Annotated in this window: 17 protein-coding genes and 1 pseudogene; 8 read left to right on the top strand and 10 right to left on the bottom strand. The window is 42.4% G+C overall.

What is annotated here, in order from left to right; all coding sequences use genetic code 11:
• Positions 1-113 precede the first annotated feature (113 nt).
• The 4 genes from ACM5QX_RS26890 to ACM5QX_RS26875 form a co-directional block, all read right to left on the bottom strand.
• Positions 114-488, bottom strand: a complete 375-nt coding sequence (locus ACM5QX_RS26890) for a DUF2237 family protein (protein WP_414756302.1) — start codon at positions 486-488, stop codon at positions 114-116.
• Between the two features lie 270 nt (positions 489-758).
• Positions 759-1775, bottom strand: coding sequence for an adenosyl-hopene transferase HpnH (hpnH, locus tag ACM5QX_RS26885; protein ID WP_011318062.1), 1017 nt, complete (start codon positions 1773-1775; stop codon positions 759-761).
• Positions 1776-1877: 102 nt separating this feature from the next.
• A complete protein-coding gene (gene hpnA, locus ACM5QX_RS26880) occupies positions 1878-2861 on the bottom strand; it encodes a hopanoid-associated sugar epimerase (RefSeq protein ID WP_414756301.1) in 984 nt (327 codons plus the stop codon).
• The gene (locus ACM5QX_RS26875; protein WP_414756300.1) at positions 2861-5581 is read right to left on the bottom strand and encodes an efflux RND transporter permease subunit; all 2721 of its coding nucleotides are present in this window, start codon (positions 5579-5581) and stop codon (positions 2861-2863) included. The genes hpnA and ACM5QX_RS26875 overlap by 1 nt, the downstream gene beginning before the upstream one ends.
• 166 nt (positions 5582-5747) lie before the next feature.
• Here ACM5QX_RS26875 and ACM5QX_RS26870 point away from each other — a divergent pair, with 166 nt between their 5' ends.
• Positions 5748-6440: a phosphorylase gene (locus ACM5QX_RS26870; protein ID WP_414756299.1), complete on the top strand. Its 693-nt coding sequence runs from the start codon at positions 5748-5750 to the stop codon at positions 6438-6440.
• Between the two features lie 20 nt (positions 6441-6460).
• Here ACM5QX_RS26870 and ACM5QX_RS26865 read toward each other — a convergent pair whose 3' ends face one another.
• Positions 6461-6706 carry a hypothetical protein gene (locus ACM5QX_RS26865; RefSeq protein ID WP_041456035.1) on the bottom strand — a complete coding sequence of 82 codons (246 nt, stop codon included), beginning with the start codon at positions 6704-6706 and terminating at the stop codon, positions 6461-6463.
• Positions 6707-7193: 487 nt separating this feature from the next.
• Positions 7194-7760 carry an NADPH-dependent FMN reductase gene (gene ssuE, locus ACM5QX_RS26860; protein WP_414756298.1) on the bottom strand — a complete coding sequence of 189 codons (567 nt, stop codon included), beginning with the start codon at positions 7758-7760 and terminating at the stop codon, positions 7194-7196.
• Between the two features lie 490 nt (positions 7761-8250).
• On the opposite strand from ssuE, the gene ACM5QX_RS26855 reads away from it, so the two are divergent.
• Positions 8251-8781 (top strand): MgtC/SapB family protein, encoded by a 531-nt coding sequence (locus ACM5QX_RS26855; protein ID WP_414756308.1) that lies wholly within the window; start codon positions 8251-8253, stop codon positions 8779-8781.
• A 27-nt stretch (positions 8782-8808) separates the two neighbouring features.
• Here the strand turns inward: ACM5QX_RS26855 and ACM5QX_RS26850 are convergent, their stop codons facing one another.
• Positions 8809-9270: a hypothetical protein gene (locus ACM5QX_RS26850; protein ID WP_414756297.1), complete on the bottom strand. Its 462-nt coding sequence runs from the start codon at positions 9268-9270 to the stop codon at positions 8809-8811.
• Between the two features lie 136 nt (positions 9271-9406).
• Between ACM5QX_RS26850 and petN the strand changes: the two genes are divergently transcribed.
• From petN to ACM5QX_RS26830, 4 genes are all read left to right on the top strand, one after another.
• Positions 9407-9496 carry a cytochrome b6-f complex subunit PetN gene (gene petN, locus ACM5QX_RS26845; RefSeq protein ID WP_010998401.1) on the top strand — a complete coding sequence of 30 codons (90 nt, stop codon included), beginning with the start codon at positions 9407-9409 and terminating at the stop codon, positions 9494-9496.
• 7 nt (positions 9497-9503) lie between these two features.
• Positions 9504-9665 (top strand): hypothetical protein, encoded by a 162-nt coding sequence (locus tag ACM5QX_RS26840; RefSeq protein WP_011318054.1) that lies wholly within the window; start codon positions 9504-9506, stop codon positions 9663-9665.
• Between the two features lie 311 nt (positions 9666-9976).
• Positions 9977-13087 (top strand): GAF domain-containing protein, encoded by a 3111-nt coding sequence (locus ACM5QX_RS26835; RefSeq protein ID WP_414756296.1) that lies wholly within the window; start codon positions 9977-9979, stop codon positions 13085-13087.
• Between the two features lie 357 nt (positions 13088-13444).
• Complete coding sequence (locus ACM5QX_RS26830) at positions 13445-13882, top strand: hypothetical protein (protein ID WP_414756295.1); 438 nt, start codon at positions 13445-13447, stop codon at positions 13880-13882.
• Between the two features lie 13 nt (positions 13883-13895).
• Here ACM5QX_RS26830 and ACM5QX_RS26825 read toward each other — a convergent pair whose 3' ends face one another.
• Together ACM5QX_RS26825 and ACM5QX_RS26820 are read right to left on the bottom strand one after the other, a co-directional pair.
• Positions 13896-14348, bottom strand: a complete 453-nt coding sequence (locus tag ACM5QX_RS26825) for a hypothetical protein (RefSeq protein WP_414756294.1) — start codon at positions 14346-14348, stop codon at positions 13896-13898.
• 71 nt (positions 14349-14419) lie between these two features.
• Positions 14420-15112 carry a hypothetical protein gene (locus tag ACM5QX_RS26820; RefSeq protein WP_185478858.1) on the bottom strand — a complete coding sequence of 231 codons (693 nt, stop codon included), beginning with the start codon at positions 15110-15112 and terminating at the stop codon, positions 14420-14422.
• Positions 15113-15888: 776 nt separating this feature from the next.
• Between ACM5QX_RS26820 and acs the strand changes: the two genes are divergently transcribed.
• Positions 15889-17862 carry an acetate--CoA ligase gene (gene acs, locus ACM5QX_RS26815; protein ID WP_414756293.1) on the top strand — a complete coding sequence of 658 codons (1974 nt, stop codon included), beginning with the start codon at positions 15889-15891 and terminating at the stop codon, positions 17860-17862.
• 234 nt (positions 17863-18096) lie between these two features.
• Here the strand turns inward: acs and ACM5QX_RS26810 are convergent, their stop codons facing one another.
• A complete protein-coding gene (locus ACM5QX_RS26810; RefSeq protein ID WP_414756292.1) occupies positions 18097-19386 on the bottom strand; it encodes a Glu/Leu/Phe/Val family dehydrogenase in 1290 nt (429 codons plus the stop codon).
• A gap of 558 nt (positions 19387-19944) precedes the next feature.
• Between ACM5QX_RS26810 and ACM5QX_RS26805 the strand changes: the two are divergent.
• Positions 19945-20245, top strand: a pseudogene (locus ACM5QX_RS26805) (hypothetical protein); the annotation flags it as partial.

Genomic DNA, 20245 nt, shown 5'->3' with positions numbered 1-20245 from the left:
AATATATTATATTGGCAAAAATTGTGACAAGTTTTTGTATATTTTGGCAAAGTCACGGCAAAAGTGTTGGGGATTGGGGAAAAATTTATTCCTGAGTTTCAATTCCCCAGTCCCTAATCCCCATTTATCAGAGCGTGTTGTTGCAAATCAGCTAAAGAACAGACTTCTAATGCTCTGGCATGGGTGGCTGTAAGAATTACAGGTGGTGCAACTCCCGCTTCCAGTGCTTCTTGCCAACGAGCTGCACATAAACACCAGCGATCGCCTGGCTGCAAACCAGGAAAATTATACTCAGGATAGGGTGTACTCAAGTCATTACCACGAGATTTTGTAAACTCCAAAAATTCTGCTGTCACTTGAGCGCAGACAACGTGCATCCCCGTATCGTAAGCCCCCGTTTGGCAAAATCCGTCACGATAAAACCCAGTTACAGGAGAAGAACAACAAAGTTCTAATTCTGTGCCAATTACGTTTTCCGCCTGTGCCATATTGAATTTCTCAATTGTTTCAAATATTGGTTATAAGACAATACGGTTCAGATAAGCAGGGAAGGAAAGAGAGTTATACCAATTTGTAGAGACGCGATTCATCGCGTCTTCTTCCTCACCCAACGACGTTTTGCTGAAATACATCTAGAATAGGCATTGCCAACCGTATCACGGTTTTGGTAGGCAATGCTACAGATACCTGGATTTTTATGCACAAACACAGGCTACGCCAACAATAATCTTATTGCTTATTCCCCAATCCCCTACCTACTATCTACCAAACACACTCCCAAGAGAGCGAGTAATATTTTGCGGTTGCATCGCATCCATTGCGGCGGTAGGTTCGTAGCCACAGTGAACCATACAATCTGCACACTTGGGATTACCACTGGCGCGGCCGTATTTGTTCCAGTCTGTTTCTGCTAGTAGTTGCTTAAAGCTGGTGTAATGTCCTTCATTCAAAAGATAGCAAGGTTTTTGCCAACCGAGAACGCTATAACTAGGGCTACCCCAAGGCGTGCATTCATAATCTTTTTCACCGACAAGAAAGTCTAAAAATAAGGGGTTGTGGTTAAAATTCCAGTTTTTCTTGCCTGTTTTATAGGGAGTGAGGATTTCTCGAAAAAGGGCGCGTGTTTGTTCTCGTTTGAGAAAATGGTCTTGATCTGGGGCCCAGTCGTAACTATAACCAGGGGAAATCATCATACCATCAGTGTTGAGGGTTTCTAGGAAATCGAAAAACTCCTGCATTTCCTGGGGATCACAACCTTCAAAAATAGTCGTGTTGGTGGTGACGCGGAAACCTCTGGCTTTGGCAGCTTTGATGGCTTTGACGGCAATATCAAACACCCCTTTTCGATCTACACATTTATCATGCCACTCTCGCAACCCATCTAAATGCACACTAAAAGTCAAATAGGGCGAGGGTTGGAATTTATCTAGGCTCTTTTCCAATAACAAACCATTGGTACACAAATAAACATATTTTTTCCGTTCCACTAATCCCCGGACAATCTCGTCAATTTGGGGATGTAGTAGGGGTTCTCCCCCAGGAATGGAAACCACTGGTGCGCCACACTCATCTACTGCGGCAAAGCACTGTTCGGGAGTCAAATTCTGTTTCAATATCTCTGTAGGATGCTGAATTTTCCCACAACCAGAACACGCCAGATTACAGCGAAATAATGGTTCTAACATTAATACCAAGGGAAACCGTTTCCGTCCTAAAAGACGTTGAGTAACTAAATACTTACCGATATCGATCGCTTGTTGTAAGTTAACCGCCACTGTATTACTCCTCAATAGTCATTTGTCAGTTGTCAGTTGTCAGTTGTCATTTGTCAGTTGATCACCTAATTTATTCCTGCCTGCTCCCCCTGCTCTCTTCTCTCACTTGACGTAACCTTGGGAAACAAACCAATTCACCGCATCTTTCAGGGCAATATCGACGGGAGATTGGGGTAAACCTAATTCTTTGATGGCTTTTGAGGCATCGTAGTACATAGTTTGTTGTGCCATACGGACACCATCTATGGGGACTGAGGGAGGTTTTCCCAATGGTGCGAGAATCTTTTCTTCCATCCAGGCGACACTTAGGGGTAACCAGCCTGGGACAGTCCATTGGGGTGCGGGTAAACCTGTGATTTCTGCCAGTTTCTCAAGTAGTTGCTTGAGGCTGAGGTTTTGATGTCCTAAGATATAGCGATCGCCACTTTTCCCTTTTTCCAAGGCTAGTAAATGTCCCCAAGCTACGTCCCGCACGTCGATTAAATTCAGTCCGGTATTCACATAAGCGGGCATTTGTCGCCGTAAAAACCGCAGAATAATATCCCCTGTGGGTGTAGGTTTGATATCCCAAGGGCCAATAGGGGTGCTGGGGTTAACGATGACTACATCTTGTCCTTTAGCTGCGGCTTGCACAGCTTCCTGTTCTGCTAAAAACTTGGACTTTTTGTAATGTCCAATTAACTTATCTACGGGGCTTTGATAGGTTTCATCGGCAATTGCACCAGAGGGATTTACCCCGATGGCGGCTACGGAACTGGTGTAAACAGTACGTTCAATTCCTGCTTTTTGGGCTGCTTCTAACACCTGAAAAGTACCGAGGACGTTGTTTTGATAGAGTAAATCCCGGTCTTTTTGCCACAGGGAGTATTGGGCTGCGACATGAAACAGATACCGACAACCAGACATCTGTCGCCAAAGGTATTGATTATCGAAATCCCCTTCGACAATTTCCACATCTAAACCCCGTAAATTACCCAGATTACTCTGAGGACGGACTAGGGTTTTGACTGTGTATCCCTGTTGCAGCAGCAATCGCACTAGATTAGCACCAACAAAACCCGTAGCCCCCGTGACAAAGACCCGCATTAATTTCTCTCCTTGTGGGCAAACCGGGGAAACCAATCGTCCAAAATGGCATAGACCACGGGTATCACAATCAAGCTGAGGATGGTAGAAGTGACTAGTCCACCAGCGATCGCTACAGCCATAGGCGATCGCAATTCTGAACCCGCACCCAAACCCAAGGCGATGGGTAACATTCCTAACAGAGTAGAAATGGTGGTCATGATGATGGGGCGCAAACGTACCGGGCCTGCCTTGAGAATCGCCTCTGTACGGTTTAAGCCAGCTTGACGTAGTTGGTTGATGTAATCTACTAGGACAATGGCGTTTTTGTTTGCTAGCCCCAGTAAGAAGACAAAACCAATCAGGGAAATCATGCCAAAGTCACTCTTGGTAAAGAGTAACGCCAGCATTGCACCCACTATGGATAGAGGTAAGGAGACCCCAATTACTATTGGGTCTATCCAACTTTTGAACAGTAAAACTAGTACGACGATAATGCACAGTGCTGACAACGCCAAAGTGGAAGCAAAGCTACCAAAGACCTCGCTTTGGCGTGCCGAATCTCCTCCCAAATTTAAGGTGATACCAGCAGGTAAGATGGGCTGGGCTTCCGCTACTATCTTATCAGTAGCATTACCTAGAGATAAATCCTGTCCCAAGTTAGCGCTGATATAAGCTACCCGTTGATTGTTCAGCCGTTCAATTTGCAAAACCTGATCCTGAGTATTGGTTTCGCCTGTAACTGTGACATCAGCAAATCCGGGTATTTTCTCGATGCGCTCTTTAATTTTCTTAGCAGCTTCATTAAGACCCTGTAAATCGTTACCGCTTAGTGCTACTTGTAGAGGTTTTTGCCCACCCGTATCAACAAATTGAATATCTTCCACACTGGTATTTACCCCAGGAAGACTAGGCAAATTTGAGCGTAATTGGTCTTGTAATTCCGCAGTTTGGATTTGACGGTCTTCCTTTAGCTTGACATACAGTGTTCCTTTATTCGGCTCACCCTCACGAGAACCAACTGTGGTAAACACTGTTTCCACATCTGGGTATTTTCTCACTACCTCTTCTAGTTTTTTAGCTACTTCTAGAGAGTCGTTGAGGGGGTTGGGGATTGGGAACTGGGGATTGGGAACTGGGGATTGGGAACTGGGGATTGGGGATTGGGTAATATTGCGTCTTTGTCTTGCTTGTAGTTGTAAAGCTGCCAAATCAGGGATCTTTGGCAAGGGTGCGGTGTAGGTGATGTTGAATTCACCCCGGTCTAGTTTGGGAATAAAGCCTTTTGGGATGAATGGTATTAAAGCTATACCAGCAACAAAACTGAGTACGGCTAAAGCAACAACTGTTTTACGGTGACTTAAAGACCAGTTGAGTAAGTTGCGATAAAATTGGGTGAATTTTCCCCAGATGTTCGCTTCCTTTCGTTCGGGAGTTTTTGTGACAGGTTTTAGCCAATAGGTAGCTAAAACTGGTGATAGGGTACGAGCAACTAAGGTAGAAGCTATATAGGAAGCCGAAACCGTTATGCCGAATGGCTTGAAGAATTGCCCAACTACTCCACCCATCAAACCGATGGGTAAGAATACGGCTACGGCGGCGGCGGTAGTTGCAACAACTGTTAAGCCAATTTCATCTGTGGCTGAGTAAGCAGCTTGGCGCGGGGTTTCACCTTCTTCGATGTGCCGCATGATATTTTCTACATCAAGGATGGCATCATCAATTACACTCCCAATGACCAATGCTAGAGCTAGTAAGGTGATGGTTTCTAAATTGAAGCCAAAAATTGCCATCACGATAAATGTCGCCAACAAGGACGTAGGAATAGCCAATGCGGAGATGAAAGTTGCCCGCCAATTCCATAAGAAGGGATAAATCACCACAATGGACAACACGATCGCCTCTATGAGCGCATCTATGGTTGACTTAGTAGCGTGGCGGATATACTCTGCTTGGGTTGCGGCTAAGGTGAGTTTGACATCTTGGAGATTAGCTCGGAGCTTCTGCACTTCTTGCTCAACTCGACTAACAACTTCTAAGGTGTTAGCGTTACCACGTTTAATTACTTGAAATGCCAGTGCTGATTGACCATTGAACCTTACCAGTGTGCCTGCGCCTTGACTAAGAGCCGCAAGGCTATCACTGGCAGCATTCAGGGGCGGTGAGGCAGTCGGAGCGCCCAACAGCGAAACTTTCAGCACTCCTGGTAACTTAGCGATCGCTGGTGTAATCTGGTCTTGAGCTAACTTTGTTAAATCTGCCAGATTCCGAGAATTACTCTCAATGGCATAACTCACAGCAGCAGACTCATTCAAGTTCAAAGGAATCGTTTTGTAACTTGCACCTTGAGGAAGGTTTAACTGCTTGAGTGCTGCTTCGACCTTACTAGTGGAAGTTTCGAGATTTGTTCCTACACTAAAAGCCAGACTCACAGCAGCCTGACCAGGATAGCTAGATGAGCGGAGGTTATCTAGTCCTTCTAAAGAACGCAGACTCTCCTCTATAGGTATGGTAAGCTTTGCTTCAGTATCCACGGCAGTTTTTAGAGGAGCCGTAGCATTTACCACCACTACCGGGAAGGTAATATCTGGAAACAAAGCATACTTAAGGGAACTGAAAGCCAGCGCGCCAGCTACCGCTACGGCAATCCAAAAACTGACAGTCAGCCACGAATACTCAATTGCCCATCGGGAAAAATTGAAGCGTTGTCGTGCCGATTTTGAGCTAGTTAGCTTTACCATCTTGGAAATTCATCAGGCGGAAGACATATTTAATTGTCATGCTACAGTAATCCTTGACACTTTGCGAGTCGAAGAGTAGTGGGAAGTGGAGAGTAGGGGTGTAGGGGTTTAGGGGTGCAGGGGTTTAGGGGAAAACTATTGACAACTGACGACTGACAACTGACTAATGACTATCAACGCAATTCTTGTACCACAAGGTTCTGAATACATGGCTGTGTGTCGCGGCTTAAGTCGAGTCACTGGTAAAACGCCTAAAATTATACCAGTACCAGTGGGTATCAAGCCGTTAACCAAGTACCTCCAACAATTGCCAAAGCAGGAATACTCTACCTGCGATTTACAGCCAAAAGTCCTGGTTATGGGTCTATGTGGCAGCTTAACACCGCAATATCATGTTGGGGATGTGGTGTTGTATGAAAGTTGTATTTATCAGGAACAATTGCAAGTCTGCGATTCTGCCTTCACTACAGAAATATACTCAGCACTAAAAACTCATTATCCAACACTGAAGTTAGTTAAGTCATTGACAAGCGATCGCGTTATCTGCTTTGCTTCAGAAAAACGACATCTTGGCAAAACTTTAGGTGCTGATGTCGTTGATATGGAAGGATTTGCTACCCTAGAGTGTTTCAATGGATCTGGTGTAGCAGTAGCTATGCTTAGGGTAGTTAGCGATGATTGTCATCACGATATCCCTGACATCACAGCAGCCATCAATCCCGACGGTTCTCTACAACCTTTATCTTTAGGATTAAGATTCCTTGGTCAACCTATTGCAGCAGCTCGGCTAATTCAAGGTTCCTTGCGGGGACTAAAAGTGTTGGAAGAAGCGACAAAATTACTTTTTTCTGAATTTTAAATCAGTTAATCAAAAATAAATTAAACAACTTCTATTGACTTTTTGGCGTGTTTTAACTGCTTCCAAAGCAGATGTATTTGTTTATAGGCTTCTTCTGGAGTAATTTTGCCGCCAGTTTGCAAGTTACAAATGTAATTTACTCGTTGGGAAAATTCTTGTAAGTTTGCATTAAATGCCAAATACTCTGGCTTAAACTGCCCATAGTATGGACTACGAGGATAGAGAAAATCGCACAGTTCCAAGAGAACATCAGACTGTGGGTTCATAGAAGTTTCCATCTCGAAATTTCATAGTTATAGCAAGGTAGACTTACAAGTAAGCTATTCTGCTTTGAAGTTATACAATCCATCCTTAGGGCTGTTAACTGTTGACTCTCAACATCCCTTATTAGTAGTTATGCAGTTTAGACGCGTATTAACTTAGCTTGGTTTTCGTGCCTAATTTGCAGTTAAATTTATGAGATTCTTTAAGTAAAGTAGAAAATAGTAGGAGTAAATCCCACTATTTACTACTAGCAGAGGTTAGGAGACAACTAGGGAAAATTTGTAATTCATGAATTTACGTTAAGGATAAAATTTTTGCCAAGGTAATAGGAATATGTAGGTAAATTTTAATAGTTTTCCCAGATTTTAAGAAAAGTAGCAGATAAGTCATGTTTCCCTATCTGCTAACAGAATACGGAGGTATAAACTTGATTAGTCATTAGCCAAATTCTCAGTTTTACCATCTGGACTATTGACTCTGCCAATCAGATTAATTGGCATTAACTAATTCTTGAGTAGCGATGGCAGAATGTTTGACAGCTTTAACTAAATCTTTGAGAACTTCTTTAAGTCTTTGATCGATTTCTGCATCAAGTTGCACACTACCATCGGTTTGACGTTCAATTTGTTTGTCCACAGCGTAAACGGTAGCTAAAATATGTCTGGCTCCTAGTTCACCCAATATGGGTTTTAAAGCATATTCAACTGATAATAAATGAGCGATAGTTCCACCGGTAGCAATTGGTAAAACTACTTTTCCTGTCAATGATTTCTGTGGTAGCAAGTCTAAAAATGCTTTTAGTACGCCTGTGTAAGCAGCTTTGTAGATGGGAGTGGCAATAATAACACCATCTGCTTTTGCTAATAGGTCTTTTGGTTGTTCTAGCGCTGGGCTGTCATATTTACCAAATACCAAATCTTCCGCAGGTAAATCACGTACGGAAAGAATGTCTACGTGCAAACCTTCTTCTTGTAACAGCTTGGCAGTATGTTCCAGAATTCCGTAAGTTCTGGATGGATGAGAAGGACTACCTGCGATCGCTAGAATACGAGCCATTAGCTTCAACTCCCAATAATATTTTGATACTTTTGAAATACCTGTAACTCTATCGATTTACCGTATTTTATGTTTACAAGTATCACATATTCCTCGTCAGCAAGCAAGAGGCTTTTAGAAAACTACTGTATTCCCACCAATTTAATGTATAAGCTATTCCGCTTTTAAGTTACATAACTCATCATGAGGTCTGTTGACTGTCAACGGTTAACGGTCAAAAGTTAACAGCCCTCATTAGTCGTGATGCCATTTAGGTGAGCTTATTAAGCCATAACTTAAGGCTTGAGACTAAGGATTTTCGACTAAATGGAAAACAGCCTGTGGCTCTGCCCTAGAAATTTTTCAGTATATTAACTTACTTAAAGATAACCTTTTGTTAAACTAAATTTAAATTACGGTAAAACAGTAAGTTTACTGTTCTTAGGGTATTAATGAAGCCTAATGACAGTAAATCTAAAATTTTTTCTAGGAGGAATAGGCAGTGGGAGCGATGTATTTGACCGCTAGTGATTGGCCACACATAGCATTCAGGCTGACAATGGCACTTTTAGTTGGTTGTTTGATTGGATTTAACCGTCAAAAAGGGGGTAGACCAGCCGGAATGAGAACATTTATGTTGGTGAGTATGGGGGCGGCGCTTTTTGTGATGATTCCTCTACAAGCTGAGGGCGACAGCCCTTATGCAGCGACTAATGCTTTGAGTCGCACAATTCAAGGTGTCACAACTGGAGTCGGGTTTCTAGGAGCAGGATTGATTCTCCAAGATTCACCCGGTAAAACTACAGTGCCTAAAGTACGTAATTTAACAACAGCAGCTTGTGTATGGACTGCGGCAGGTTTGGGAGCAGCAATTGGTTGCGGCTTGTGGCAAATGGGATTAATTGGAGGGCTGTTAACTTTGATCACCTTGAGTGGAGTTAAACGCATCAATCGCACAGTCAAGGTGAATAAAAGTGAAGCAAAACAGGTGAATTATGGAACGATGATTAATGACTCTGATGATTCTGATGATGATGACTGAAACTTGAAGTAAAACGAAATAGTTTACTTAGCTTGATGAGAAAGATTTCACCCAACCGAGTTGGATAGCCAGATCAAGAGCGATCGCCGCCGTCGCAAACCACAATATGCTTTCACCAGCCATGACTGCAAAAGGTAAGACTGTGTTGCTGCTATTCCACCCCATTTCTAGCTGAGTTAAACCCCGCACCAAACCAAAAGCCATCACAGCACCGTCTTTCAGATGAGAATTTTTATCTGTGCGGATAATATAGCGGTAAGTAATACCAAATAATAAACCAGAGAAACCAGCGATCGCTCCACTAAACAACCAAGGCCAATTAACATCTATTTGCAGACTTAAGAGCGAGGAAAAATATTTCGCCAAAACCAGAGTATTCAGCAAACTAGTGATGATAAAAGCCAAACCCAACGAAAATCCGCCGATTATACCAGCTTTAATGGATTCTATCCGTTCAGCCATTACTTGCCCATCGAAAATTCTATTCATGATAAATTCTGGATTCACAGCAGCGTTCAACTAGAGATGAAACATGAGAAAATTGCCCAATACCCAATCCCTAGTACCCAGTCCCCAGTATGATAAATAGTAGAGACATTTTGTAAATAATTTCCAAAGAGAGACTATGGCGATTTTGACACTTGGTTGGGTATCACTGTTAGTTGTGTTTACTTGGTCGATTGCGATGGTAGTTTGGGGACGTAACGGACTGTAGGGGAATTGTGGAAAGTCCATTCCTAAGTATTTTGGCTCTAGTCGCCTTAGTGCTGTTACTATCTGTTACAGGTGGCGTTGTTTATTTAACGGTAGCAGACTGGCGCGATCGCCGTCTTCAAGAAAATGAAAAGCGCGCACTCCGAAGCAGCACTCCTAAACGGCGATAATTCTCAAGCGACAACTTGAACGCAGTTTTACAAAAATCTTCTTCCAGGGACATGATTATATCGTGTCCCTAAATTTTTATGGCGCTGTGTGTGTTATTGGTCATTAGTCATTAGTCATTAGTCAGTTGTCAGTTGTCAGTTGTCAGAGACGCGATTAATCGCGTCTGTACAATTTTTATTAGTCATTAGTATTCTCCTTTACTTCCCCTGCTCCCCTGCTCCTCTGCTCCCCACTCCCCACTTGTTACATTTCTCCTCCTTCAGGGAACTCTGAGATAGAATGCTTTGCGATATTTTAAGTCCTACAGGGAATGGAAAACTCTTCTACAGTAAAACCCATACAAACAAATTCCGGGTCAGAATCTCAACCAGATATGAAGACAGCTCTTTCTGGGGTAATTGGTCGGATTCGCCAGTCTTTGGACATAGAAACAATATTCCAAATTACCGTTACGGAAGTACGCCAACTATTAAATGCTGATCGGGTAGGAGTATTCCGTTTCTATCCTGAGTTGAGATGGGAAGGGAAATTTATTTATGAAGATGTGGGTTCTGAATGGATTTCGGTATTAACATCCGAATTCAGCGATGGATTACCCCCTACTTTAAGCTATCACTGCTTTGCTGAGGAATTTGCTCAACCTTATCAGCAAGGCACAATCAAGGTAATAGATAATATTTACCAAGCGGGAATTAGTGATTATCACATTCAGAGACTGGAAAAGTTGCAAGTACGCGCTAAGGTAGCTGCTCCTTTAATAAAAGGAAAAGAGTTGTGGGGATTATTATGTGTTCATCAGTGTAGTACTCCTCGACAATGGGAAGCATCAGAAATTGAGTTTGTGCAATTAATCGCCGAACATTTGGGAGTAGCTTTACAGCAAGCAGATTATCTAGAACAGGTAAAAGCGCAATCAGCACAACTAGCACAAGCCAAAGCTAGAGAAACAGCCGCAGAATGGCAAAGATGTATGGCGATCGCTATCGAAAAAATTCGCCAATCCCTAGATTTAGAAAGCATTTTCCGCACTAGTACTATAGAAATTAGAAAGCTAGTGAATGCTGACCGCGTAGCTATTTATCGCTTCAATCCAGATTGGAGTGGTGAATTTGTCTTTGAATCTTTTGCTGATGGTTGGATTTCTTTGATAGATGAACAAGAAAAGAAACCGGAATTACGAAAGAACGTCAGCGAATGTAGCGCCAAAGATTTAGCATCTACCCCAACAGTAGATACTTACTTACAAGAAACCAGAGGTGGTAGCTTCACCAAATGTGAAATTTATCGTGTCTGTAATGATATTTATAACGCAGGCTTTAGCGACTGTTACATCAAAATACTAGAAACCTATCAAGCTAGAGCTTACGTAATTATTGCTATTTACCACGGTCAAAAACTGTGGGGCTTATTAGCAATCTATCAAAACGCAGGAGTACGTGATTGGCAAGATGATGAGGTATACTTACTCACCCAAATCAGTACCCAGTTAGGTGTAGCGTTGCAGCAAGCAGAATATCTACAGCAAATGCAAACTCAAGCAAGCGAAATTGCTAAAGCTGCGGAACGACAAAGAGCCTTGGCTAACACTGTAGAGAAAATTCGCCGTTCTCTTGATCTTGATACCATTTTTAAAACTACCACTCAAGAAGTGCTAAGTCTATTAGGCGTAGAACGGGTAGCAATTTATCGCTTTTACCCAGACTGGAGTGGTGAATTTGTCGCCGATTCCATTGTTGATGGTTGGACACCCATAGTTAAGCCTCAACCTGTTACAGAACGTCTACTGCTGCAAGAAATACAAGCAGGTAAGTATGCACGGAATGAAGTTTTTGTTCCCATTTCCCAAGGGGATAAGTTATGGGGTTTGTTAGTAGCTTATCAAAACTCCCAACCCCGTTATTGGCAAGATGAAGAAATTAACTTATTGGCTCAAGTTGGTGTGCAGCTAGGTGTAGCCTTACAACAAGCAGAAACCTTGCAACAGTTAAAGGTGCAAGCTGTACAATTGGCTCAAGCCGCCGCACGAGAACGCAAAGCAGCAGAGAGAGAAAAAGCATTAGCAGCCACAGTAGAGAAAATCCGCCGTTCTCTTGATCTTGATACCATCTTTGCTACTAGTACTGAAGAAGTCCGGCGATTGTTGGAAGTTGATCGCGTAATTATTTACCGTTTCCAGCCTGATTGGAGTGGGGAATTTGTCGCTGAATCCTTGGGTAATGGTTGGACACCAGTAAGTAAACTTCTCACTGTGATTACAGACGATTACTTGCAAAAAAGTCAAGGTGAATATTTCCTCAACGGTAAAATTCTAGTTGTTAAAGATATTTACAGCCAAGATTATTCTAGATACCATATCGCCCTCATCGAAGCGATGGAAGCCAGAGCATATATAGTTGTGCCAATTTTCCAAGGCGAAAAACTGTGGGGATTACTAGCTGCTTATCAAAATACTCAACCTCGTGATTGGCAAGAAGAGGAAGTAGATTTACTAGTGCAGATTGCTAATCAATTAGGCGTAGGACTCCAGCAAGCAGAATTACTCGAACAAACACATCGTCAAAAGGAAGAAATCACTCAAACACTCAAAGAATTACAGGCAACTCAAAGCCAGTTAATTCAAAGTGAAAAAATGGCTGGTTTAGGACAACTAGTGGCGGGTATTGCACACGAAATCAACAATCCAATTAGTTTTATTTACGGTAACATCACCTATGTTACTGAACACATCGAAAATGTATTTCAATTGCTGCATCTTTATCAAAAAAACTATCCTAAACCAAAAGCAGAAATCCAAGAAAATATAACAGCATTAGATTTAGACTTTATTACTGATGATGTACCTAAGATTCTCAGTTCCATTAAATTTGGTGCAGAGCGCATTTCTCAATTAGTCTTATCACTAAGAATTTTTGCTCGACTTAATGAAGCAGAAATGAAAATGGTGAATCTACATGAAGGTATTGATAGTACTCTGCTGATATTACAACACCGCTTGCAAGCAAATACTAATATTTTGGAGATTGAAGTAATCAAAGAATATGGTGATTTACCTGAAATCTTCTGCTATGCAGCCCAAATGAATCAGGTATTCATGAATATCATCAATAATGCAATCGATGCCCTAGAAAAGTCAATATTGATAGGTGGAATAGTAGATAAACCACAAATTAAAATTAGCACGAAATTTATCAAGAATAAAGCAGTGGTAATTTGCATCGCTGATAATGGTTGTGGGATTCCAGAAGCGATGCGATCGCGGATTTTTGAACCATTTTTTACTACAAAAGAACCAGGACAAGGTACTGGCTTAGGTTTGTCTATTAGCTATCAAATTGTTGTAGAAAAACACGGGGGGCAAATTAAGTGTATTTCTGAATTAGGTAAAGGTTCGGAATTTTCGATAGAAATCCCTATCAAGTAACTAATAATTTTATCTGTTCTGATGTGCTGAAGAAAAAATCTCCTAGAGAAAATCCGGAAAGATGTATAAATTTTTTGTAGTTACATAGCCACAAAAATGGTTTTTCACCTATCACGACACCCAGGCATCTTGATCATATAGCGGTTTGCAGTTGAGTCTAATACAGACCTAACCCCCACTTCCCTAAAACCTCAAAGCCTCTTTTCTACAAGGAGAGAGGTACTCTATGAGAAGAGCTTCGCTCTATGGAGAGAGGTCAGAGTGTATCGCATACAACCGAGAAGCGCCATATTCGAGATTAGTGTAAAATCATGCAATAAACACTGTTGTACATACGTAAAATCCAGGGTATTTTCCATGCTTATTGATAATTTCAGGCTGCATTCCCGAAAATTAATTTGTTGCTTAGGTATTGTCGGTGCGTCTTTGGGTACTATGATTCCTCACGCCGCTTACCCCCAAACCACTAGTGTTCCTGTGATTAGGATTTTAAGAGTGACCGTTGCCGGCGGTACAACTTTTAAGTTGCAAGAGAATTGGTTTCGCCAGTCAACGGAAATTACAGACAATAACAAAAAATGTGGAGTGAGGACAGGGGAAAAGTTTTTTGTTTCATCTATTAGCGATAATCGTAATAATAATGCCGAGTACCGTGAAGGTAATCGGGTGGAAAAAGCCAAAGACTACTATACAGTGACTTTTGATAGTCCATTACCTTGTAATCGCACAAATCAAACATGGTATATATTTAAAAACCATGTAGAACAATTACAGGCTATACCTATTCGCCGCTAGTATCTTAAGTTTTTCATAGAATTTCTGACAATTTCTGCACCAAACTATTCGCTAAATCCAAAATAGCAATCTCAGAAGTTTTATCGTTAGCTAATAGATGCTTAATAGCAGTTAACCTTTCATCTGTTGGATATTGCCAGCATTCTTCTAGGTTGACTGCTATATCAAATAGTGAGCGATGGCATTCTACCGACTGTGGGTCATCGCCTAAATGTTTTCTTAACCTACGAGCTACAATATCATCGCTGATCAAAAATTCTTTGATTTTACTTAGTATCGAACTAGTAAATATTTCTTCATCTCCCCATGTTTCTAACCAATCTCCGTGAGCATCTTCAACGTAAATGTGGATGAATTGGATCCCATAATTGAGCCAGTCTTCCTGCATTTTTCTGGCTGTTGCTAATGCTTCTGTAAATTCGTCCACCTGATTTGTGTAGCTATTAGTTTCTCTTTGATTAGCCATATCAAGCTGTAATGGGCAGATAAATTAGATAGTTGACAGCAGAAGTTTTAAGTATCGGACTTTCAAGATAATTAAGAGAAATTTAAGTACTTACCACCAGCAAGGTAATCACTGTTATAAAGTGCTACGTTAACTAATTGGTTGACAAAATTAGCATCTTGAGGGTTGTAACTTAAAAATAACCCTCTTTGTATTTCCCACGATCGCAATGTGTTTTCCCAAGCCTGGTATTTTTGTTGATGCAATTCTTTACTGACGCTGGTAACTTGAACACACAATGGTTGTTGGTTATGATTACTAACAATTAAATCCGTTGCCATCGAAAGGTCTGCGATGTAGCGCTGCCAAAAACTCCCGTCTCGACTGGCAATATCTTGCGCTATTGATTTAATGATATCATCATCGCCTTGATTAAACTCTCCTGCCATCAATTTTTGTTTCCAAATGTAGAACTTGGAGTCACTAGCATTAATCCATTTGGGAAACAGATAACCGTACCAATATCTTTCATTAGCAGTCATCTGGGCAAATTTTGCCTGTTGTTCTTCTGGGGAAGGTAATGATTTAACTATCAGCCAAATGGTAGAGTCGGTAATTACCTCTAAAAGAAACGCCAAGACATAGGGCTTTGCTGTCAGAGAACCTGGCTTGATATTTTTTACCCAACGATTAATTTCATCCAATCTTCTGGCTAAATTGGGGTCTATAGATGATGACTGCTCAATGAGGGAATGGAGTTTGTCCTTAATGTCTTTTGCTTGCAAACTATGGCTAACTTTCAAGAACTTACGCTTTTTTCCAATTTATACCTAAATTTTACTGACTACTAACTTATTTAACAAAAATATCAAATGTATCTTCATACAACACATCAACCTAAATAGATTAATTTGTTTAAGCAGTAGTAGAGTTTACCCTTGAGGGATAAAAATTAATAGCCAACTATTATATCATCTAAGCGTTCTCCATTGTTTTCCCTGTAATAATTTTGCGTCACAACATCATAGCTTGTGACCAAATATCACTAATAATAGTGATGATTGGTGATGATCTGCGATCGCTCATTCGTGTAGCCTCTATCTTCAGACACCCTCCACCACCTAAAGAAGACCATAAGCACTGATCAGTAAGAAAAAATTTAGCTGCACGACAGAATTATTCATACTGACGCACCCTACTAACTGTTAACTGTCAACGGCAAAGGTCAACAGCCCTCATAATGGATTGTGCAACTTCAGCTTACCTACAGCAGTTATCAGGGAATTTCCGTAGACTAATAACATCATCCTTGCCTAACTGTCGAGGTCATAATGAAAATAACTAAGTAATAGGACTTACGCATGAAAAGTAAAGATCAAGGGTTTGGACAAGGTGTAGGAGTATAAATGCTGGAAACCCTTACACCCGGCCTCAACAGATAACCTGTTTGCGTAAGTCCTAAGTAATTGTCGCTTACTTAGCTTAATGAAAATCTAAATATTGTTGGACACAACTCCGATAAAAATAGTTTTCAGTAACAATACTACTCATCCTTATAACTATGTCTCAGCCAACTATAGAGTCAATTCTGCAAGAAAAACGTTTATTTCATCCCAGTGCCGAGTTTTCTCAAAATGCCCAGATTAAAAGTCTAGAAGATTACCAACGTCTCTACGACAAAGCCAAAGCTGATCCGCAGAAATTTTGGGCAGAATTAGCCGAAACAGAACTGCACTGGTTCCAAAAATGGGACACAGTATTAGATTGGCAAGCACCTTTCGCTAAGTGGTTTGTGGGTGGGAAGATTAATATTTCCTACAACTGTTTAGATAGACATCTCACAACTTGGCGGAAAAATAAAGCTGCTTTGATTTGGGAAGGGGAACCAGGGGATTCCCGTACTTTAACTTATGCCCAATTACATCGAGAAGTTTGCCAGTTCGCCAACGTTTTGAAACAACTGGGAGTGCAGAAAGGCGATCGCGTCGGTATTTATATGCCGATGATTCCCGAAGCGGCGATCGCCATGTTAGCCTGCGCGAGAATTGGCGCACCTCATAGCGTGGTATTTGGTGGGTTCAGTGCAGAAGCATTGCGCGATCGCTTAATTGATGCCCAAGCCAAGGTAGTAGTTACAGCTGATGGTGGGTGGCGAAAAGATGCGATCGTTCCCTTGAAAGAACAGGTAGACAAAGCCTTAGCTGATGGTGCTGTTCCATCTGTAGAAAACGTCCTGGTTGTCAAGCGTACCGGACAAGATATTTATATGCAGTTGGGAGGACGGGATCATTGGTGGCACGATTTACAAAAAGGTGCGTCCGCAGACTGTCCCGCCGAACCAATGGACAGCGAAGATTTGCTATTTGTCCTCTACACTTCTGGTAGCACTGGCAAACCCAAAGGTGTTGTCCACACCACTGGCGGTTATAACTTATATACTCACATGACCACCAAGTGGATTTTCGACCTACAAGACACAGATGTATATTGGTGTACTGCCGATGTAGGCTGGATTACTGGACACAGTTACATTGTTTACGGCCCCCTTTCCAACGGTGCAACCACACTAATGTATGAAGGTGCGCCTCGTGCCTCTAATCCTGGTTGCTTCTGGGATGTAATCGAAAAATACGGCGTGAACATTTTCTACACCGCACCCACCGCAATTCGCGCCTTTATTAAAATGGGTGAACACCATCCCAACGCCCGCAACCTTTCTTCCTTAAGATTATTAGGAACCGTTGGTGAACCAATTAACCCAGAAGCTTGGATGTGGTATCACAAAGTTATTGGTGGCGATCGCTGCCCCATCGTTGATACTTGGTGGCAAACTGAAACTGGCGGTATCATGATCACCCCTCTACCAGGGGCAATTTCCACTAAACCCGGTTCCGCTACCCTTCCCTTCCCTGGCATCCTGGCCGACATAGTTGATTTAGATGGTAACACCGTACCCGAAAACGAAGGTGGGTACTTAGCCGTGCGTTATCCCTGGCCAGGAATGATGCGGACTGTCTACGGCGATCCTGAACGCTTCCGCCGTACCTACTGGGAACATATTCCCCCCAAGGATGGCAATTATACTTACTTTGCTGGTGATGGTGCGAGAAAAGATGAAGACGGCTATTTCTGGGTAATGGGGCGTGTGGATGATGTATTGAATGTGTCAGGACACCGCCTCGGTACAATGGAAGTAGAATCAGCCCTAGTGTCTCACCCAGCAGTAGCTGAGGCGGCAGTGGTAGGTAAACCAGATGACCTCAAAGGCGAAGAAGTGGTAGCTTTTGTCACCCTAGAAGGCACTTATCAAGCCAGCGATGACTTGAGTAAAGCCCTCAAACAACACGTAGTTCAAGAAATCGGGGCGATCGCTCGTCCAGGGGAAATCCGCTTTACCGACGCATTACCCAAGACGCGATCGGGTAAAATCATGCGGCGCTTACTACGAAATCTCGCCGCCGGACAAGAAGTTTCTGGCGATACTTCCACTCTGGAAGATAGAAGTGTTTTAGATAAATTACGGGAAGGCGCGTAATTAAAATACAAAGGTGCGTTATGGAAACTAGTCCTAACGCACCGAAAATTGAGGAGAGTAGAGAGTAAAATCTGGCGTTGCATAAATGTGGGATGATTTCTATCACGCAGTAGACGCTTTGCGGCTACTCTACGAGTTCTCCGCAGGAGTACCCGCAGGGTAGCGCAGAGGCGTGGAGAGAATAAAGAGTTTATTTCGTCCCCAGTCCCCAGTCCCCAATCCCCAATCCCTTCTTCAAGGATAAAGACCGCGATCGCTCAACGCTTGAGCAACCCTACCTACACCCAAGGTATAAGCGGCTAATCGCAAAGGAACTTGCCGCATCTGTGACTGTTTAATCACTTGATGATAAGCTTGCACCATCAAGTGTTCCATTTCCCGGTTGACACGCTCCTCATCCCAAAACAGGTAGGAAAGACCTTGTACCCACTCTAAATAACTCACCACCACACCCCCAGCATTGGCCAAGATGTCTGGTAGTACAGTCACACCCCGCCCCTCTAGAACTCGGTTAGCCTCCAAAGTTACCGGGCCGTTAGCAGCTTCCGCGACAATTTGCGCTTGTATCTGGTCTACATTTTCTTCAGTGATTTGGTTTTCTAAAGCTGCGGGAATCAAAACATCGCAAGGTAAAGTTAGCAACTCTGCATTACTAATTGCTACTGCCTGGGGAAAACCCACAATACTTCGATGATTTTCCGCAGCGTAGGCTTTTAAGGCTGGAATATCGAGACCATCAGCCGCAAATAAACCTCCTGCACCTGTAGAAACAGCAATAATTTTGGCTCCAGCTTGGTACAGCAATTCAGCCGCAGCACCGCCTACATTACCAAAACCTTGAATAACTACTTTTACTCCCTCTAAGGTTCTGCCCATATCCGCCAATGCTTCACGGACAATAATCATTACACCGCGTCCAGTTGCCATTTCTCTTCCCCGTGAACCACCAATGGAAATTGGCTTACCTGTGACAACCCCTGGGACTGCGTGACCAACATTCACAGAGTAAGTATCCATCATCCAAGCCATCTCACGGGCAGAAGTTCCCACATCTGGCGCTGGTATATCTACGGCAGGGCCGATATCTTTAATCAATTCGCTTGTATAACGACGCGTAATTTTCTCTAATTCACCTACGCTGTAGTGTTGGGGATTTATAGCAATACCTCCCTTCGCACCACCATAAGGAATACCCAGTAGCGCACATTTCCAAGTCATTAGCATTGCCAGAGCAGATACTTCTCTCAATGTCACAGCTGGATGGTAACGTGTTCCACCTTTGTAGGGGCCTAATATATCAGAATGCTGTACTCGGTGTCCTGCTAGTACCCGGATGTCGCCGTTATCTAATCTCACAGGAATAGAGACTGTCACAACTTTACGTGGGTGACTGAGAATTTCCAGCGTCCCTTGATCTAACCTCAACTCTTTTGCAGCTGCTTCTAAGTAGCTACAAGCTTGATCAAATGGACAAATATGGGCTGGACTAGCACCTTCCAACGGTAGGGTAGGCATTGAAACCATATAATTTTCTCCTATTCGCAGCATTTTTGCGAATCAGATATATATGCCTAGCTTATCTTTGGTTTTCCAGAAAAATGGTAATTTTGTAGTTTTTGTTACATTTTTATTGCGCTGTGTGTCATTTGTTAGTTGTTTTGGATCTGGTTTAATACCCCATCCCTAAAAATTCAAGATTATCGTCGCTAAATTCCCTGAAATGAAACTTATATGGCTAAAATAGCGTCTGAATAGGAGTGTATTATTTCCGCTCCTCTGGGTACAAAATGTTAGTTTTTCTAAACGCTTCTCAAAAAATTCAGCATCTGCACTTACTCTGGGTAAATGCCCCATCCGTGATTCCAACCCAAAAGTTTACAAAATTTTAATTTCGCCTAGATTGAAGCAAATGCTTGATATATATAGATTTCCGCAACTTGAAGACGAACAAAAATCCAGAACAAGATAAATTTCTGCATAAAATTCGTCAATAAAGACGTAATAACAATGGAATCGTTGATACGTCTTCATCAAGATGACGGACTCACGGTGATTTGCTGGCTCACAAGATAAGTGCGACAAATGGGGGTTGTGATGCAAACTTTAAAACAGGGTTTCGAGGAGCGCAATCTCGCTATGGCAACAGAAGCAGAAAAACTAGCGCAATTTTGGCGCAAGCGGCTAGCTGCGGAGTGTCCAGAACAAAATGTGGCTGCCATAGAAAGTATTATTCTCTGGCTGTTAGGTCGTGATGCACAACGGTTGGATCTACTCAACCCTAAAGAACTTGAGATTGCCAAGCAAGCGATGGAATATCGCTGGAAGATTTTAACCCTCATTTGTCACTCTAAGCAGAGGAAAATACAAAATCAGAGTGAGTCAG

Source organism: Anabaena sp. CCY 9910 (genome assembly GCF_963920875.1).
Classification (GTDB): domain Bacteria; phylum Cyanobacteriota; class Cyanobacteriia; order Cyanobacteriales; family Nostocaceae; genus Trichormus; species Trichormus variabilis.
Note: the sequence above shows the minus strand (reverse complement) of the source record. Positions and strands in the feature narration are given on the sequence as shown.

Coding starts and splice junctions, on each gene's coding strand:
- ACM5QX_RS26890 (WP_414756302.1), bottom strand. CDS start 488: ATGGCACAGGCGGAAAACGTAATTGGCACAGAATTAGAACTTTGTTGT.
- hpnA (WP_414756301.1), bottom strand. CDS start 2,861: ATGCGGGTCTTTGTCACGGGGGCTACGGGTTTTGTTGGTGCTAATCTA.
- ACM5QX_RS26875 (WP_414756300.1), bottom strand. CDS start 5,581: ATGGTAAAGCTAACTAGCTCAAAATCGGCACGACAACGCTTCAATTTT.
- ACM5QX_RS26870 (WP_414756299.1), top strand. CDS start 5,748: ATGACTATCAACGCAATTCTTGTACCACAAGGTTCTGAATACATGGCT.
- ACM5QX_RS26865 (WP_041456035.1), bottom strand. CDS start 6,706: ATGAACCCACAGTCTGATGTTCTCTTGGAACTGTGCGATTTTCTCTAT.
- ssuE (WP_414756298.1), bottom strand. CDS start 7,760: ATGGCTCGTATTCTAGCGATCGCAGGTAGTCCTTCTCATCCATCCAGA.
- ACM5QX_RS26855 (WP_414756308.1), top strand. CDS start 8,251: ATGTATTTGACCGCTAGTGATTGGCCACACATAGCATTCAGGCTGACA.
- ACM5QX_RS26850 (WP_414756297.1), bottom strand. CDS start 9,270: ATGAATAGAATTTTCGATGGGCAAGTAATGGCTGAACGGATAGAATCC.
- petN (WP_010998401.1), top strand. CDS start 9,407: ATGGCGATTTTGACACTTGGTTGGGTATCACTGTTAGTTGTGTTTACT.
- ACM5QX_RS26835 (WP_414756296.1), top strand. CDS start 9,977: ATGGAAAACTCTTCTACAGTAAAACCCATACAAACAAATTCCGGGTCA.
- ACM5QX_RS26830 (WP_414756295.1), top strand. CDS start 13,445: ATGCTTATTGATAATTTCAGGCTGCATTCCCGAAAATTAATTTGTTGC.
- ACM5QX_RS26825 (WP_414756294.1), bottom strand. CDS start 14,348: ATGGCTAATCAAAGAGAAACTAATAGCTACACAAATCAGGTGGACGAA.
- acs (WP_414756293.1), top strand. CDS start 15,889: ATGTCTCAGCCAACTATAGAGTCAATTCTGCAAGAAAAACGTTTATTT.
- ACM5QX_RS26810 (WP_414756292.1), bottom strand. CDS start 19,386: ATGGTTTCAATGCCTACCCTACCGTTGGAAGGTGCTAGTCCAGCCCAT.